The 20,101-nt window shown below is 70.6% G+C and carries 1 protein-coding gene and 1 pseudogene; both read left to right on the forward strand.

The features are described 5' to 3' along the window. The first annotated feature begins 87 nt into the window (after positions 1 to 87). A pseudogene (locus ACFUEJ_RS15685) lies at positions 88 to 8,282 on the forward strand (amino acid adenylation domain-containing protein). Beyond that, on the forward strand, positions 8,279 to 20,101 hold an 11,823-nt coding region (locus tag ACFUEJ_RS15690), incomplete at its 3' end, for an amino acid adenylation domain-containing protein (protein WP_388030448.1). The pseudogene ACFUEJ_RS15685 and the gene ACFUEJ_RS15690, both read left to right, overlap by 4 nt.

Raw genomic sequence — 20,101 nt, forward strand, 5'->3', positions numbered from 1 at the left:
GATGGGACTGGGGGAGACTGGCGCCCGGGGACACCCGGCGCGCCTGAAGGGGCGGATCTACTGGATCTGACCGCGGCCCAACGCGCCATGTGGTTTGCCGAGAACCTGGTCGACGACCACTCGGTCACCGTCGCGCACTACCTCGACATCGTCGACGAGGGACGCCCGTTCGATCGGGAGTTGTTCCGTCGGGGAGTGCTGGAGGCGGCACGCGACCTGCAGACGGCCTACACGCGCGTGGTCGAGGTCGACGGCACGCCTCGGCAATACATCGACTTCTCCGTCCCGTTCGACGTGATCGACGTCGATCTGCGGACGCACCCGGATCCCGAAGCGGCAGCCGCCGACTGGATGCGCGCCGACCATCAGCGGTCCGTGGACCTGCTGGCCGATCCGGTCGCCGTCGCGGCCTTCATCCGGATCGCCGACGACCGGACGTACTGGTACATGCGCGGTCACCACATCGCGTTCGACGGATACGGCGCACTGATGTGCCTGCACGAAGCGGTGGCGCGCTACAACGAGCACCGGGAGCCGGATCCTGCGGCGGAGGCCGCTGCCACAGTGCCGCCGCGAACCGGCCGCCGTCCGGTCCGACGCGCCAGCATCGCCGAAGTGGTCGCCGACGACGCCGCGTACCGGCAGAGCACGCGGTTCGAGAAAGACCGCGAGTTCTGGCAGGAACGCGCCGCCGGGCTCCCCGAGCGGGTCAGCCTCGCGGCACACCCTGCCACCGCCGGCGTCCGCAACGAGACCGTGGTCTCCGCCGGGCTGCTCGGTCCCGAACTGGGTGAGGCGCTGCGTCGGTGCGCCCGGGACCTCGACGCGTCGGTTGCTGCCATCCTCACCGCCGCGTTCGCCGCGTTCCTGGCGCGCATGTCCGGCAGCGACGACATCGTTCTCAGTCTGCCGGTCACCGCACGGACGACGGCGCGCGTCCGGCACTCGGCCGGGATGGTCTCCAACATGTTGCCGCTGCGTGTGGACGGAATCTCCTCGGCCACCTGCGCCGACGTCGTCGCGGCGGTCAGCGCGGAGATCACCGCGGGTCTGCGCCATCAGCGGTATCGATCCGAGGACATCAGGGCGGCAGCCGGCTTCGGTGATGCCCTCGGCACGTCGTTCGGACCGCTGGTCAACCTGTTGCTGTTCGACAAGCCGATCGTCATCGACGGCGCCCGCGTGCGCTATCACATGCTGTCCGCCGGTCTGGTCGAAGACCTGGTGATGAACGTCTTCGCGGCCGGCCCGGAGGCCCCGCTGGAAGTGGGCCTGCACGCGAACCCCACGCTGTACGGGTCGGCGGAACTCGAGGCACACCGCGATCGCCTCCTCCACGTGCTCACCCAGTTCGTCGCGCACCCGAACCGGCCTGTCGCCGACCTCGACCTGCTGATGGCCGGGGAGTCCGCAACTCTGGATCACCTCGGTTCCGGCGGGCCGGCCGTCGGCGTTGTCGGTGACCACGTGCTGGCCGCCTTCGATCGCCAGGTCCAGTCGACGCCGGACGCACCCGCGGTGACGGTCGGCGACACCACCCTCACCTACCGCGAGTTCGCGCGTGCCTGCGCACTTTCGCGGACCGGTTCACGAGTCTGGGCGTGCGGCGTGGCGATCGCATCGTCGTGGCCCTGGACCGTTCGATCGAGCAAGTGTGCGTTGTGTATGCCGCTATCGGGCTGGGTGCGGCGTACGTGCCCGTCGATCCGGCCGAACCAGAAGAAAGGCGGCAGGCGATCACCGCGGCAATCGGGCCCGCCCTGGTCGTCGACGCACACTTCGTCGCCGGTCTCGACTCCCCGCGTCGAGGTCCGACGGCACGGCCGCATCGGGAGACCCGAGTTCCGGCTGATCTGGCCGCCTACGTCATCTTCACGTCGGGATCGACCGGGACCCCCAAAGGTGTCGAGATCGGTCATCGGGCGATCGAGCAACGCCTCGGGTGGATGCAGCACGATCACCCGATCGCCGCGGGGGACGCCGTGCTGTACAAGACGCCGGCGACCTTCGACGTGTCGGTCTGGGAGTTGCTGTGGCCGTTGCGCGTCGGGGCGCGGATGGTGATCGCGGCGCCCGGCGGACACCGCGATCCCGCGTACCTCCGCGACCTCATCGCGCGCTCCGGCGTCACCGTCCTGCATTTCGTGCCGTCGATGCTCGATGCCTATCTCGACGTGGTGCTCGGACCGGACCCCGGCGGTTCGACGACTCAGTCCGTCGACGACTTCGGCGGAACCGACACGGTGTCGCACGAACGGCTCTCCCTACCCGATCACGTGCGATGGGTGTTCACGTCGGGCGAGGCGCTGCCGGCCCGGCTCGCCCGGCGCGTACGGTCGACCACCCGTGCCGGACTGGTGAACTTGTACGGGCCGACCGAGGCCGCGATCGACGTGACCGCCCAGCGGGTCACGACGGATGGTCCCGTCGTTCCGATCGGACACCCGGTACCGGGGACCGAGGTGCGGGTCCTCGACGGCCGACTCCGTCCGGTTCCGGTCGGGGTCGCCGGCGAGTTGTATCTGGTGGGGCCGCAGCTGGCATCGTGTTACGTCGGTGCTCCGAGACTGACATCGGGCAGGTTCACGGCCGATCCGCGGGGGGACGTGGGTGCCCGGATGTACCGCACCGGGGATCTGGTCCGATGGACTGCCGACGGTGAACTGGAGTATCTGGGACGAACCGATCAGCAGATCAAGATCCGGGGTCAGCGCGTGGAACCCGGCGAGGTGGAGGCGGTGATCGCCGCGATCCCGGGCGTCGACGCGGTAGCGGTCGTCGCCCGCCGCGATCTCGGGCCCGCACCGGTTCTCGTCGCCTATCTCCGTGCTCGCCGGGATGGGTCCGTGCCCGAATCCCGCGCCGATCATGATGCCGGTGACACCCGGCAACTGCTCGATGCCGACGCTGTGCGTGCGCACTGCCGACGGCGACTCCCCGGACACATGGTTCCGCCGGGGATCGTCTTCCTCGATGCGTTTCCCACCACCCGGTCGGGCAAGCTGGACACACGCGCGCTGCCGGTTCCCGTACTCGGCTCCGCCGCAACGAATTTCCGGACGCCGCAGACCCCGGTCGAGCGGGCGATCGTATCGCTGGTGGAGGAGGCGCTGGACCGTGAGGGGGTCAGCGTCTCGGACAATCTCTTCGCTTTGGGTGCGGATTCGTTGCTCGCCGCCCGGATGGTGGCCCGCGCACGTGTCGACCACGGGCTGGGGATTGCCCTGACCGACGTCTTCGACGCGGTCGACCTCGCCGACCTCGCGTCACGCGCCGTGGCCGTCCCGCAGTCCGACCGGTCCGCCCCGACCCGGTCGCAACCACCCCGTCCGGCGCGAATCCCGCTGTCGCAGGCGCAGACCCGGTTGTGGTTCATCAACCGGATGTCGCCGGCCGAGTCGACCTATAACATGTCGGGCGCGCTGCGCCTGGCGCACGCGCTGGACGCCGATGCCATGCACCGGGCGGTCCGGGACGTCGTGGACCGGCACGAGATCCTGCGCACGGTGTTCCCGGTCGTCGACGGCGAACCCGAGCAGCGAATCCTGGACTCGCGCACGGCTGCCGATCTTCTGGCCGGCGGGACACACGTTGAACTCGTCGCCGGGATCGCAGCGAGCGGAACACATGTGACCGACGCCGGAGACGATGTGAACGTGGCGATCTCCGCCATCACCGACGTCGGCTTCGACCTGGCCGAGGAGATCCCGTTCCGGTACCGCCTGGTGACCGGACATCCGGATGGCGACATCGTCGTGCTGGTCCTTCATCACATCGCGGCCGACGGGCACTCGCTCCGGCCGCTGCTGCGAGATCTGATGACCGCGTACGACAGTCGGCGCGCGGGTGCGGAGCCGGATCTCGCGCCGTTGCCGATGCAGTACGCCGATGTCGCCGTCGAGCGCGCCGAGACGCTCGGAACGCCGGATGCGCCGTCGTCGGTTCTGGTCGAGGGCCTGGAGTTCTGGCGGGGGGAGTTGCGTGGCGCGCCGGATCTGCTGCAGTTGCCCACCGATCGGCCGCGTCCGCGGGTGATGTCAAGCAGCGGAGCGCATGTGGACACCGTGCTCGGGACGGGCCTGACCGCGGGGATCCGGCAGCTCGCGAGATCGTTGGCGGTCACCCCGTTCGCGGTGTTCCAGTCCGCCCTGGCGATCACCTTGAGTCGGCTGGCCGCCACCGACGACGTGAGTATCGGGACCGCGGTCGCCGGCCGCGACGATCCGGCGCTCGCCGACCTCGTCGGCATGTTCGTCAACACCGTCGTGCTGCGAACGACCCTGCAACCCGGGGACACCGTCGCCGACTTCGTCACCGCCGCGCATCGCCGCTGCGCGCGCGCGATGAGCCGCGCCGACGTCCCGTTCGAACGGGTCGTGGACGCTGTCGCGCCACACCGGTCGCCGTCGCACTCGCCGCTGTTCCAGGTCGCGCTGACGGTTCAACCCGATCAGTTGGCCGAGCTCGCCCGATGGGCCGGGTCCGCGGAGGTCCTCGATGCCCGGGTACCGTCCGCGAAGTACGACGTGACCGTGTCGGTCACTGACCGCACCGACCGTTACGACGTCGAATTCGCCTATGCAACCGATCTTTTCGACGACGCTACGGTGCGCGACATGGCGCGGCGGCTGGAGTTCGTCCTGGAGCAGATGGTGCACGAGTCGTCGCGGAGCATCGGTGCGATCGACCTGCTCCGCCCGGACGAGATGCGTACCCTGGCGGCGCCGACCCGGGGATCGCGTCCCGAGCAGACCCTCGCAATCCTGCTGACGCGCGGTCTCGCGAGCGCCGACCCCGGCGCCCCGGCCCTGCTCGGGGAGAGCACGGTCCGCTGGTCCGAGGTGACGAGCACGACCAATCAGATCGCCCGCGTCCTGATCGAACGCGGCATCGGCCCAGGCGACGTCGTCGCGGTGAGCATCCCGCGCTCGCCCCGGTCGGTCCTGGCCGTACTGGGCGTGGCCATGAGCGGCGCCGCCTTCGTGATGATCGACTCCCGTCTGCCCGCCGCCCGTCGTTCGGCGATGCTCGCCGACAGCGGTGCGGTTCTGGTCATCACCGCGGATCCCGTTGCCGCGGACGGCGCCGGGTCCTCGGTGACCCGATCGACGGTCGCGCAGCTGGTTCTCGATGACCTCGAGGTGGATCTGGGCATCGCCGGACGGCCGACGCACCGGGTGGCCGACGCCGAGCGGGTACGGCCGATCGCCCTCGACGACGCGGCCTATCTCCAATTCACCTCCGGGTCCACCGGCCGGCCCAAGGCCGTCACGGTGACCAACGCCGGGTTCGCCGAACTGGTCGGCGAGCAGCAGCATCGCTTGGGTGCGGGCCCGGACTCGCGCATACTCCACGTCGCCGCACCGGGATTCGATGTCGCGGTCTGGGAGATCGTGTTCGCGGTGTGTTCGGGCGCCCAGCTGGCGATCAGCCCACCCGAGGTGTTCGCCGGTCCCGAGCTGGCGACCATCATCGCCCGTCACCGGGTCACCCACACGATCATGACGCCCACCGCGCTCGCCACTCTCGATCCTGCCGCGGTGCCCGAACTCTCGGTCGTGATGGTGGCGGGCGAGGCCTGCCCTCCGGAGTTGGTCGCGAGGTGGCATGCGGCCGGCCGCCCGCTGCTCAATCTCTACGGTCCCAGCGAGACCACGATCTGGGCCACCGCCTCCGCGCCCCTCCGGCCCGCGGAACCGGTCACGATCGGTGGGCCGATCGCCGGAGTCGGCGTCCGGGTCCTCGACGCCTGCCTGCGTCCGGTGCCGGACGGTGTCCTGGGTGAGCTGTACCTGTCGGGACGGGCACTCGGGCGCGGCTACCACGGTCGTCCCGGACTGACGGCGGGCCGGTTCGTCGCCGATCCGTTCGAGACCGGGGGGCGGATGTACCGCACCGGGGACCTCGTCACGCGCACACCGTCCGGCGACATCGTCTACCACGGGCGCAACGACTTCCAGATCAAGATCCGCGGCATGCGGGTCGAACCCGGCGAGGTCGACGGCGTGCTCGCAAGCCATCCCGATGTGGACATCGCGGTCACCGTCGGGACGTCGACACCGGCTGGGGACACGGTGCTGGTGTCGTATGTGACCGCCCCTGCCGACCGGGTCCCCGCACCCGAGCACATCCTCGACCACGCCGCCGCCCGTCTCCCGTCGCACCTCGTGCCGCACACCGTGGTGGTGCTCGACGAGTTGCCGATGACCCGGACCGGCAAGGTCGACCGCCGCGCCCTGCCCGCGGTGGAGATCTCGCCCGCACGTGAATATGTCGGCCCCCGCAGCCGGCTCGAGGGCGTCGTGGCCCAGATCTTCGCCGACGTGCTCGGTCTGCGGGAGGTCAGCGTGTACGACGGGTTCTTCGAACTCGGCGGGAGCTCGCTGTCGGCGACCAAGGTCGCCTATCGCGTCGAACAGCACGTCGGACGCCGCGTGCCGATGTCGCTGCTCTTCGAGAACCCGACCGTCGCGGACTTCGTGGCGGCGGTGGCGACGGCCGACCGGGCGGTCTCGGGACGCATGCTGACGCCGCGCGAACGCACTCATCTCGTCGACCTCACGGGGGTGCAGCGCGGCCTGTGGTCGATCAACCAGACCGATCCGGCCTCGCCCGCCTACAACGTCGGCCTGACCCTGGAACTCGACGGCCGGCTCGACGTCCCGGCCCTCACGGGCGCGGTGGGTGACCTCGTCGCGCGGCACGAGTCGCTGCGCACCCGTTACCCGCTGCACGACGGCACACCGGTGCAACTCATCATCCCCGCTGCGGATGCGGTGCACGCGTTGCGGATTCCGCTCGTCGATCTCGCCGGTGACCGGCCCGACATGCCCGCCGAGGACCGGTTGGGCGCCGAGGTCGCGGCTGTCGTCGGAGCTGGTTTCGACCTGACCGGCCCCCCGGCGGTACGCGCGACGATCCTGCGGGTGAGCCCGGACCGGCACTTGCTGGTGTTCGTCGTCCACCACATCAACGCCGACGGTGGGTCGCTCGGCCCGCTGGCCCGCGACCTCGCCGAGTTCTACTCCGCCCGCATCTCGGGGCGAGCCGGATCGAGAAGTGCGGTGGGGCAGCGCGTGCAGTTCGCCGACTATGCGATCTGGCACGCCGAGCGCCTGCAGACTACGCGGCCCGACGGGGAGACGGAACGGCAGCGTCAACTGCGGTACTGGGGGCAGCGTCTGGATCGGGCGGGGGAGCCGGCGACGATCCCGACCGACCGGCCCCGGCCCGTGGAGCCCCGCCATGTGGGCGGAGTGGTCGATCTCGACATCCCGTCGTCGACCGCGACGATGCTCCGTCAGATGGCGCGGGTGGGCAACACGACGCAGTTCGCCGTCCTGCACGCGGCGCTCGCGGTCCTGATCGGGCGGTTGTCGGGAAGCGACGACATCGTCATCGGCACACCGTTCGCCGGTCGTGATGATCCCGCCCTGACCGACATGGTGGGGATGCTCGCGACCACGGTGCCCCTGCGTACGCGGCTTCGCCTCGACGAGCCGTTCGCGGAGCTCTTGCGACGGGTGCACACCGATGATTTCGCCGACCTGGGTCACACCGACGTGTCCTTCGACGAGATCGTCGATCATCTCGCCCGGACCGACCGTGCGTCGGTCCGCCGCGGACGCCGCAACCCGTTCTTCTCGGTGATGCTCTCGTACCAGAATCTCGAGTTCCCGGACATCGAACTCGACGGGCTGCATGTCCGGCCGCGTCTGCCCGAGTCCTTTCCCGCCAAGGTGGACCTCGAGGTCATGCTCTACCCGGGCGACCCCGACGGCGTCGACCGGAACGGCGCGCTGGGCGGGCAGATCGCCTTCGACACCGATCTCTTCGACCCCGGCACGGTGGCCCTGTTCGCCGAGAGGTACCGAAATCTGTTGGCCGACATCGTGTCACGGCCGGATACTGCGATCGGGGATCTCGCCGTCTGGGCGGAGCAGAACGCGCCGCAAGCGCGCGGGAACGATGCCGTCCGGCCGCTGCACGAGCTGGTGTCGGAGGTCGCGGCCGTCGCGCCCGACACGGTCATCGGCGTCGCGGGGGCGCCACAGGTGACCTTCGCCGATCTCGAGGCAACCGCGGTCGCGATGTCGATGTCGATTCCCGACGAAGACCCGGCGGAGGCGTTGACGATCGCCGTGGCGACGCTCCTCGCCGACGCCGACCGGTCCATCGACGAGGTCTTCGACAGCGTGCGAACCGCCGCCGATGCCGTCGTGCACGGCCACACGGGCGCCGGATCGGGCGCGGTCCAGCGAAATCGAGTGGAACCCGCGTGACGTCGGACACCTCGATTCCCTGCACTTCGACGGGGCATGCCCAGCCGTCGCTGCGCCGCCCGTCCGCGCTTCGGCTGCTGGCGCTCGCCGCCGCCCATGCGGGCGACGACGAGGCGATGTCCGGGGCGGCCGGCCCGGTGACCTTCCGTGCTCTGCACCGCCGGGTCTCGGTCTCGGCGATCACCCTGGCGGAGCGGGGCGTCGCGCCCGACGCCGCCCTCCGCGCAACGGTGACGGCGCTGATGCCGCGGGCGGGGCTGAGCGGATCGCAACTCGCTACCGCCGCGGCCGGAATCGTCGATGAACTCGACCGGCGGATCACCGAGATCCTGGGCCTCGGTGACCGCGAGTCGCTGCCGGGGCTCTTCCGGATCGCCGCACGACGACGTGCCGACGCCGTCGCTCTCGCCGACCTCGACGGAGTGTCGCTCACCTACCGGGAACTCGACGAGCGCTCCGAACGGATGGCGCACGCCCTCGTCGATCGTGGTGCGGGTCCCGAAACACTCGTGGGGGTCGCGCTTCCGCGCTCGGTGGACCTCATCGTGGCGTTGCTCGCAGTTCTCAAGACCGGTGCGGCCTATCTACCCCTCGACCGGACACATCCGGTTGCGCGCCTGCGCGGGATCGTCGAGGACGCGTCGCCGGTCGCCGTCGTGGCCGACGCCGAGACGGTCGGGGCCTGGGCTGCGATGCCCGTGCCGCTGTGCACGCCGCAGGACCTGTTGGCGCAGAACGACATCGATGCCCGGTCGGTCTCGACCCCACCGCTGCCGGAGCAGGTGACCGCGCAGTCGAGCGCCTACGTGATGTACACCTCCGGATCCACCGGGCGCCCCAAAGGAGTTGTCGTCACCCACGACAACGTGGTGTCGCTGCTCGATGCGCTCGACGCCGTCGTGGAGAGTTCGCCCGACGACGTGTGGTCGATGTTCCACTCCTACGCGTTCGACGTCTCGGTCGGCGAGATCTGGGCCGCACTGCGCGTCGGCGGTCGTCTCCTCGTGCTCGACCATGCGACGACCCGCGCCCCGGACGACGTGGTCGAGGCATTCGACCGGCACGGGGTCACGATCGTCAACTTCACCCCGTCGTCGTTCTATCAGTTCGCGGCGGTCGTCCGCCCGCCCCTCGGCCGTCGAGTGCCCGAGTCCGTTCGGCGCCTGCACTTCTCGGGTGAACTCCTCGACTATGAGCATGTCCGGACATGGCAGACGGACCGGGCGGCCGACGGGTCGGCGACCCGTCCCGGCGCCGATGTCGCGGGTCCGCAACTGAACAACATGTACGGTCCCACCGAGACGACCGTCTACATGACCCGTCGGGAACTGACGCGCGCATTCGTCGACCGGGCAACCGCCTCCGACATCGGGACCCCGCTGCTCGGTTCGCGGGTGTATGTCCTCGACGGTCGACTCGCCCCCGTGCCCGACGGCGTGCCCGGTGAACTGTATGTCGCGGGCGCCCAGGTCACCCGCGGTTTCCTGAACCGGCACGGTCAGACGTCCACGCGGTACGTCGCCGACCCGTTCGGACCGGCGGGCGGTCGGATGTACCGGACCGGCGACGTCGGGATGTCCCGCAACGGGTCCATCGAATTCGTGGGACGACGCGATGGCCAGGTGAAACTCCGCGGCTTCCGGATCGAGCTGGGAGAGGTCGAGTCGGCGATGTCGGCGCTCGACGGCGTCGACGCGGCGGGTGCGGACATCCGTACGCTCGGCGACACCGAGCATCTCGTCGGCTACCTGGTCGCCGCGGGCGACGCCGCTTCGGCGGCGGATGACGCAGTAGGGCTGTCGGACAGCGAGATCCGCACGCGCCTGGCGACCGCGGTGCCCGAGTACATGGTGCCCACCCGGTTCGTCCGGCTACCGCGACTACCGCTGACCGTGAACGGCAAGCTCGATCGCGGCGCGCTGCCCGATCCGGGGTCCGGCGATGGCCCGGAGGTCGCCGAGCCGCCCGCCGGCCCAACCGAGGCGGCGCTGGCCGCATTGGTCGCCGAGATCTTGGGCGTGAGCGACGTCGGGGTCACCACGTCGTTGTTCGATCTCGGTGGCAACTCGCTCACCGCCACCCGGGTGGCCGCCCGGGCAGCCGAGCATTTCGGCACGACGGTCTCCGCGCGAGATGTGTTCGCCGATCCGACGGTCCGGGGCCTGGCAGCGGTCATCGACGGACGCGACCCCGGAAATCACGACGGACGCGGGGGAGCTGATCGCCGGGTGCCCCTGCGCCGAGTGGACCGCGACGGGGTGCTCCCGTTGTCGCCCGCACAGCGTCGAATCTGGTTTCTGGAGACGCTGGATCCGGGCGGGGCCGGTTATCTCATCCCGGCCGTGCTCCGCCTCGATGCCGCATCGGGTTCGGAGGCGGCGGATGACCGATCCCCGGACCCTGCGGTCATCGCCGCCGCTCTCGCGGATCTGCTTGCGCGACATGAGGTGCTGCGCACGCGATTCGTGTCGGTGGACGGCGCACCCGAGCAGGTCATCGCGCCCGCGGGAGACCCTCGACACGACGTCCGGGTGACACCCCCGATCGACATGCGCGGCGCCGACGACGGCGACGTCACGGCCACCATCGCCGAGATCACCAGTCGTGGATTCGACCTCGAAGCCGGTGCGCCTGTTCGGGCCCGCCTGATCCGCGTCGCCGACGACGCCGTGATCCTGGTCCTGGTGGTGCACCACATCATCAGCGACGGTGGCTCGGTCGCGCCGATGGTCACCGACTTCGTCACCGCATACGAGGCGCGCGCGGCCGGCCGCGAACCCAGCTGGGCGCCCCTGCCGGTCCAGTACGTCGACTACTCGGTGTGGCAGCACCATCGGCTCGGGGACGCTGCCGACCCCACGTCTCTGGCAGCACGTCAGCTCGACCACTGGCGAACCCGTCTCGCCGGGGTGCCGGCACTCATCGAGTTGCCGGTGGACCGGCCGCGCACCCCGGTCCGGGACGACACGGGTGCCGAGCTGTCGGCGGCGTTCGACGCCGCCACCTGGAACGCTCTGGGAGACCTCGCCGGTCGGCACGGCGCGACGGTGTTCATGGCCGTCCACGCCCTGCTCGCGGTCACTCTCGTCCGGTCCGGCGCCGACGAGGACGTCGTCATCGGGACCCCGGTCGCCGGTCGGGGCGAGCGCGATCTGGACCCACTGATCGGGATGTTCGTCAACACGCTGGCGCTGCGCAGCCGGGTGCGGCGAGCGGCCTCGTTCACCGACCTGCTGGCCGACATCCGCGAGATCGACGTGACCGCACTCGATCACGCCGATCTACCGTTCGAGACCGTGGTCGACGAGGTCGTCGCGGTACGCGACACCGCGCATCCGCCGCTGGTCCAGGTCGCCCTGGCATTCCAGAACGCCGCACGGCCGACCGTCGAACTGCCGGGGCTCGTCGTCTCCGAGATCGAGGCCCCGGTCACCACCGCCAAGGTCGACCTGCAGATCACCGTCCTCGACGAGCCGGGCCGCAACCCGGCCGACGACACGCGCGTGATCGTCACCTACGCCACCGCCCTCTTCGACGCCAGCACGGTGGACGCGTTCGTCCGTCGGATGACCGCCATCGCGCGAGCGGTGGTGAGCGAGCCGCACGCGCCGGTCGGCGACCTGCGCACCGGAGACGAGCACGCGGATGCGGTGATCGCGGCACCGGGTCTCGCGTCGGCGAGGTCGACGCTCGCCGACCTGCTGGACGCCGCGATCTCCGTGAACCCCGACGGCATCGCGGTCACCGAGAACGGGCAGCACCTGACGTACACCGAGCTCGACCTCCGTACCCGCCGGCTGGCCGACGTGCTTCGTGCGCGCGGTGCCGGGCCAGACACCGTGATCGCCCTCGCCACACCGAGATCTCTCGAAGGCACGGTCGGGTTCTGGGCGATCGCGCGCACGGGCGCGGCGGTGGCGCCCGTCGACCCCGGCCTGCCCGGGGAGCGGCTGCGCTACATGCTGGCCACCGTCGACGCGCGTCTCGGGGTCACATCGTCCGAGGTCGTCGCCTTGCTGCGACCGGCGGCTGCGGCGGTTGACTGGGTTGTCGCCGAACAGCTCGGCGGTCCGGACGAGACCGGAGTCGCGTCCACCCGACGTCCGCGCCCCGACGAGACGGCCTATGTCATCTTCACGTCCGGCTCGACCGGCCGGCCGAAAGGCGTCGCGGTCACCCACCGCGGGCTGGCCGATCTGGTCGCCGACGCCCGTGCGAGATTCGGACTCACGCCGGCGGCGCGCGTACTCCGCTTCGCGGCACCGGGTTTCGACGCCGCGGTGTTCGAGACGCTGGTCGCGGTGGCGGCCGCGTCGACCATGGTCGTGGTGCCCGGCGGGGTCACGGGCGGCACCGAACTCGCGGCGATCCTGCGGCGGGAGCGCATCACCCACGCGACGATCACCCCGACCGCCCTCGCCACGGTGTCCGAGGCGGTCACCGAATCGGGCGCGGCAACCGGCACCGGGTTCCCCGATCTCGAGGTCATCTCCGTCGCCGGTGACGTCTGTTCGCCGGAACTGGTCCGGGCCTGGTCCGCCGGTCGCTCAATGCACAATCTCTACGGTCCCACCGAGACCACCATCTGGGCGACATCGTCGGCACCGATGCGGCCCGACTCCGCGGTCACCATCGGCGGTCCGATCGCCGGTGTCACCGCCGCAGTTCTCGATCCCCGCCTACATCCCGTTCCCGCCGGCGTGGCCGGTGAACTGTATCTGGCGGGTTCCGCCCTCGCCGCCGGCTACGTCGGCCAGACCGCGCTGACCGCCGAGCGCTTCGTCGCGGCACCGTTCGGCGCGCCGGGCGGGCGGATGTACCGGACCGGTGATCTCGTACGATGGCGCCGACGGAGCGGCCGCTGGACGCTGGACTTCCTGGGCCGCAGCGATTTTCAGGTCAAGATCCGGGGTTTCCGGATCGAGCTCGGGGAGATCGACGCGGTTCTCGGCGAGCACCCCGGGGTGGACTTCTCGACGACCGCCGGAATCGAGCACCCGTCCTCGGGTGAGACGGTCCTCGTGTCCTGGGTCCATGGTGTCGCCGGCGCTGCGCCCGACGCCGCAGACGTCGCGACCCACGCGGCTCGACGGCTCCCCGCCCACATGGTGCCCACCGTGATCGTGCCGATCGAGGACATCCCGCTGACGGCCACCGGAAAGCTCGACAGCAGGGCGTTGCCCACACCGCGTTTCGGTGGACATGTCCACGTCCGTCCGTCGACGGCAACCGAGCAGGCGGTCGCCGCGGTCTACGCCGAGGTCCTCGGACTCGATGCCGCGGAGGAGGTGTCGGCCGAGGCGTCGTTCTTCGATCTCGGCGGCACCTCGCTGTCGGCGACCCGGGTGGTGGCCCGCCTGGGTGGCTCGCTCGGTGTGGAGATCGGAGTCCGTGCGCTGTTCGAGACGCCGACGGTCCGGGCGCTGGCCGCCGCCGTCGATGCGGGGGAACACGCTCGCGGTGCCGATCTGCCCGCGCTCGAGGCGATCAGCCGGCCGGACCCGGTACCCCTCTCGTACGCCCAGCGTCGGATGTGGTTCCTGAACCAGTTCGATCCGCACTCCGCCGCCTACGTGATCCCCATCGTGGTCCGTCTGCGCGGGGACCTCGACGTGTCCGCGATGCGGGCGGCCATCCTCGACGTCGTCGACCGCCACGAGGTGCTGCGCACGATCTACCCGACGACGACGCCCGACGGCGACACCGGCGCGGAATCCATCGCGGCCGGGTCCGCGTCGGCCGAAACGGGCGCTCGCGCCGTCGAACCCGTGGCGCATGCGCCCGACGACTGGGCCGGGCGCATCACGATCGGGCACACCGTGGTCCCGCCGCGGGCCGCCGCATCCTCCGACGAGGTCGTCGACCAGGAGATCCAGGAACTCGTCACGACCACGTTCGACGTGACGACGGACCTACCGGTACGGGTGCGCGTCATCACCGCGTCGGCGGATCACCACGTACTCGTCATCGCGCTGCACCACATCGCCGCCGACGGTGAGTCGGCACCGGTGCTGGCGGCCGAGATCGCGCGGGCGTACGCGGCCAGGCGGTCGGGCCGCGCGCCGGACTGGCCGGCCCTGCGCTTCCAGTACGCGGATTACGCGGTGTGGCAACGGCATCGGCTCGGTGACCCCGCGGACGCCGACTCCCTGATCGCGCGCCAGTTGCGGTTCTGGGTCGAGCGGTTGACCGGCCTGCCCGACATCCTCCCGCTGCCGATCGACCGCCCGCGCCCCGCCGACACCGATGGACGCGCGGCCACCGTGCGGTGGTCATTGCCCGCGGCCGTGGTGTCGCGACTGCGCCGACGCGCCGCCGCCCGCCGTGCCACCCTGTTCATGGTCGCGCACACGGCCACCGCCGCGGTCCTCGCGCGCCTGACGTCGACGAACCGGATCGCCGTGGCCACACCCGTCGCGGGACGAGGCCGACGCGAGATCGACCAGCTGATCGGCATGTTCGTCAACACTGTCATCCTGTCAGTCGACGTCGAACCGCACCTCACCGTCGGCGCGTTGCTCGAGCAGGTCAAGAACGCCGACCTCGCAGCGTTCGACAACGCCGACGTGCCGTTCGAGCGCGTGATCGACGCGGTGAACCCGCAGCGCATCGAGAACGTGGAGCCGCTCGCCCAGGTGCTGCTCGTCCACTCCACGAGCGGCGGACCGGCGCTCGGCACACTGGCCGGTCTCGACACCGAGTTCGTCGAGATCGAGGACACCGCCGCGAAATTCGACCTCACCATCGGTTTCCGCGAAACCGCCGACGGTGGGCTGACCGGCTCGATCGCCTATGCCACTGCGCTGTTCGACCCGGCGACCGCGGAGATGATCTCCGCGGCGTTGTCCGCGACGCTCAGCTCGCTCGCCGACGACGCCGACCTGCCGGTCGCCGACGTCCCGATCCTCACCGCAGCTGAAGCTGATGCGCAACAGCAGCTCTCGGTCGGTCCCGCGGTCGTCCTGCCCGCCCTCACGATCCCGGCGGCGATCACGGCCGCCGACCATCTGCGGTTGCCGGAGGCAGCCGCGGTGCGTTTCGGGGACCGCACTCTCACCCAGCGCGAGTTCGCGGCGCGGGTGGCCACCCTCGCGCGGGAACTCATCGCGCTCGGGATCGGCCCGGAGGACTGCGTCGCGGTGTGCATGCCGCGGTCGATCGAACTGGTCATCGCGGTCCACGCGGTACTCGCCGCCGGCGGTCAGTACATGCCGGTGGCACCCGACGCTCCCTCCGACCGCGTTCGCCACATGGTCGACACCGCGCACGCGACGATCGCGCTGATCTGCGACGACCGGGCGCCCGCGGCGCAGGTTGTCGCCCGCGCGATCGTTGTGGACGCCGCGAACCCTGTCGACCTCGACACTGTCCCGGTCGCCGCCGACGAACGTCTGTCGATACTGCGCCCCGACCACGCGGCGTACACCATCTTCACGTCGGGGTCCACCGGCCGACCCAAGGGCGTCACGGTGTCCCATCGCGCCGTACTCAACCGATTGCGATGGGGAGTCGACGAATTCGGGATCGGACCGCACGACTCGATCCTCCTGAAGACGCCCTTCACCTTCGACGTGTCGGTGCCCGAACTGCTGACCCCGGCGCTGACCGGCGCCCGGTTGGTCATCGCGCCCGACGACGCCCATCTCGATCCGCATTCGATGGCTCGGCTGATCGACGCCGAGCAGATCACCACGGTGCACTTCGTACCGTCACTGCTCGCCGTCTTCATCGACGAAATCCGGCCCGTTCGCTCCGCTCCCGACGCCGGTGACATTCGGCCCGCTCGCTCCGCTCCCGGCGCCGGTGACATTCGCGACGATGCGAGTTCGCCGCTGCCGAGCCTGCGACACCTCTACTGCTCCGGTGAGGCCCTGCCACCGGCGACGCTGCGGGCGACGCGCGCCGCACTCCCACACGTACGCGTCTCCAACCTGTTCGGTCCCACCGAAGCCGCCGTCGAGGTCGCCGTCGCGACTCCGGACCCCGGCGCGGACGTGGTGCCCATCGGGCGGCCGGTGTGGAACACCCAGACGTTCGTCTTCGACGCACGCTTGCGTCCCGTGCCGGCGGGGGTCACCGGCGAGTTGTATCTGGGAGGCGTCCAGCTCGCCCGCGGATATGCGGCGCGGCCGGACCTCACCGCCGAACGGTTCGTCGCCGATCCCGCAGGCGGCGGCCGACGCCTGTACCGCACCGGCGACCTCGTCCGGCGTAACCGTGCGGGCGACCTGGAGTACCTGGGACGCAGCGACTTCCAGGTCAAACTCCGCGGACAGCGGATCGAACTCGGTGAGATCGAGGCGGTCCTGTCCGGCATCGGCGGCGTACGCCAGGCCGTGGTCACCGTCGCGAACGCCCCGGGCGGTTCGGACCACCTGGTGGGATATCTCATCGGACCCGGCAGCGGTGGACCGGACGGGGACGGTTTCATCGCACGCGCGCGGGAGGCGGTGGCCGCGTCGTTGCCGGCGTACATGCGGCCGACACTGTGGGTGCCGCTGACCGAAGCGCCGCTCGGCAGCACCGGCAAACTGGACCGGAAATCGCTCCCGGCGCCGCGCTTCGACCCGTTGTCGGAAGCCGTCCACGCCGACGCCGCACCCGCCGACCACGCGGAACGGACCGTTGCCGCAGTCGTAGCATCACTCCTCGGGGTCGAGGACGTCCCGGTGACCCGGTCGTTCTTCGAACTCGGCGGGGACTCCATCGCCTCCATCCGCCTCACGTCGATGCTGCGCGCCGCGGGGCTCCATCTGACCCCGCGCGATGTGTTCGCGGCGTCGACCATCCGTGAGCTGGCCCGTCGTGCACAGACGGAGGCGATCCAGGGACTCGACGAAATGCCGGGCGGAGCAGTCGGTCCGGTTGGGATGACCCCGGGCCTGGCGTGGATGCTCGACCTCGCCGACGACCCGGACGACCTCGCGGACTTCTCGCAGAGCACGGTGCTCGCGCTGCCGGTCGAGGCAGACGAGGCCGCGGTCCGTGCGGTGGTGACCGCGGTCGTCGCGGCCCATCCGATGCTGACCGCATCGTTACGGTCCGACTCCGCCGGAGAACCGACTGTCCTGGCGGGTGACGGCGACCCGGGTGACATCACGGTCGAGATCCTCGACCGATCGGACATCTCGACATCGAGCCGGCCATCGACGCCGGCGCGCTCCTTCGACGGCGCCATCCGGGCCGCCCACGCGCGCGCCCTCGCGACCTTGTCGCCGGCGGAGGGACGACTGGTCGCGGCGATCGGCGTCCGCTTCGCCGACGGCACCGGGCGACTCGTCGTCGCCGCCCATCATGTCGGCGTCGACGCCGTGTCGTGGCCGACCATCGTGGCCGGTCTGGGGCGCGCGTGGTGGCAGTACCGCAACGGGGAGACACCGGGACTTTCGGCCTCGGGCACCTCGTTCCGGCGCTGGTCGGGTGTGCTGGCCGGACTCGCCGACCGCGCGGAGGAGATCGAGTGGTGGTCGCGCCAGCTGCCGCCGACCCCGACGGCGTGGGAGATCGACCGGGCCCGGGACCGTCTCGCGACCACGATCTCGGTGTCCCGCACCGTCGAAGCCGGTCTGGCCGAGCGTGTCTTGGGCACGGTCACCGAGACGTTCCGTGCGCGCCCGGACACCGTGGTGGCCGCGGCCGTGGCATTCGCGCTGCGGGATCCGGTCACGGCGTCCGGTCCGGTGTCGATGGTGATCGAGAACCACGGCCGCGAAGAGGGCATCGCACCCGGCGCCGACCTGGCCGAGACGGTCGGATGGTTCACCTCGTTCGTACCCGTGAGCGTCGACGTCCCCGGGCCGGTGGAGGCGACCAGCACAGCAGCTCGGGGTGAGACCGTCGCGGACGTCACCCCCGGTCATCGTCTGGCGACGATGGTCAAGGCGCTCAAAGACACTCAGTCCCGAATGCCGGACAACGGCATCGCGTTCGGGCCCCTGCGATGGTTGCGTCCCGGCTCGCCGCTGCGACACCGGCCCCTCCCGCCGATCACGGTCAATTACCTGGGTCTGCTCGGGGGCGGAGACATCGACGACACCGATTCGACGGCAACGGATTTCGTGCCGATCGGGGACGCGCCGCCGCTTCCGCCGTCGGTTCGGGGAGACATGATCGCATTGGCGGCGCTGACTGTGACGGCCGCCTCGGTGGCGACCGCGGGGGGTCGGGAGTTGCGAGTGGACCTCACCGCACCCGAGGAATTGTTCGACGAGTCCGCGCTGGGCGGGATCGCCGATCGCTGGGAATCTGCACTGTCCTCGCTCGCCGCGTATGTGGATGCCGTGGGCGACCCGGGTCCGAGCGAGACCGACGTGATCGGCGGGCTCGACCAGACGGACATCGACCACGTGCTCGCCACCCGGACACGCGCAGCACGGACGCGCGGCCGCTACGCGATCTGGCCGCCGACGCCGCTCCAACAGGGGCTCTTCTACGAGGCCCAGCGGCTGGTCGGCGTCGATCCCTATGTGACCCAGTCGGTCATCGAGTTCGACGGAGCTCACCCCGCCGACATGATCCTGCCGGCAGTCCGCGAACTACTGACCAGGCAACGGGTACTGCGCTCGGGGTTCACCCGCACACCGTCGGGTCGGCTGGTCGTGGTGGTACCCCCGGCCGATCATCCCGCGGTGACCGAACCCGACTTCCGCGGCGTGGACCTCACCGGTCTGAGCATGGCCGACGCGGCCTCGCGGATCGTGCAGATCGCCGACGAGGACCTACGACGCCCGTTTGTCCTGGACGACCCGCCGCTCATCCGGTTCTCCGCGGTGTCCCACGACACGGTGACGGGCCCGGCGCACACACTGGTCATCACCGCACACCACATCATCCTGGACGGATGGTCGGGGCCGATTCTCGTCGCCGACCTCCTCGCGGCCCACCTCGGCCGCCCGGCGATCACGCCGGCACGTGACTTCGAGTCCTACCTCGACTGGCTCGACCGACGCGACGCCGAGACCGCGATCACCGCCTGGCGCGAGCATCTCGCCGACATCGTTCCGACGCTGGTCCGTCCACAGGTGCACCCCGGTGCCGACCGCGAGCCCCGGCGGCACGAGGTGACGGCGCGGGTGTCCGCGACCACCCGGGCCGCCCTCGAACGGACGGTGCGGACGCTGGGCACGACGACGAGCACAGTGCTGAATGCGGCATGGTCGATCGTATTGTCCCGCTTCACCGGCGAGCAACGAGTCGTCTTCGGTGAGACGGTGTCGGGGCGGCCGGCCGACCTCGACGGTGCCGACGGCATGATCGGCCTGTTCATCAACACCGTGCCGGTCGTTGCCGACGTCGCACCGGGTCGATCGCTGGCCGCTCTCATCGGTGAACTGCACCACGCCCGCGCCCGCATGCTCGACCACCAGTTCATCGGACTCGGCGACATCACCGCGGCGACCGGGCATCCGCGCCTGTTCGACACCCTCGTGGTCTTCGAGTCGTATCCGGTCGACGCGGACACGGTCGTGGCAGGGTCGCGGACCTCGGGCCTCGAGATCCGCGACGTGAGCACGTCCGACGCCACGCACTATCCGCTCGCGCTCATCGCCGCACCGGAGGGCGACGACCTCTGCCTCACGGTCAAGACGGATCTGTCCGTCGTCGGCGAGGGTGTCGCCGAGACGGTCGCCGCCATGCTGACCGACCTGCTCGACGCGGTGATCGACGACCCGTCCCTGCCGGTGGCCGCGCTCGACCCGATGCCGACTACCGTGCGCCCGACGGTCGAGGGTTGGTCGCGTGGTGTGGAGGTGGGGTTGGGGTGGTCGGGTCGTTCGGTGGGGTCGGTGGTTGCTGAGCGGGTGGGGTTGTCGGTGGGT

Origin of the sequence: Gordonia sp. NPDC057258, assembly GCF_042668985.1 — a bacterium.
GTDB classification, from domain to species: Bacteria; Actinomycetota; Actinomycetes; order Mycobacteriales; family Mycobacteriaceae; genus Gordonia; species Gordonia hongkongensis.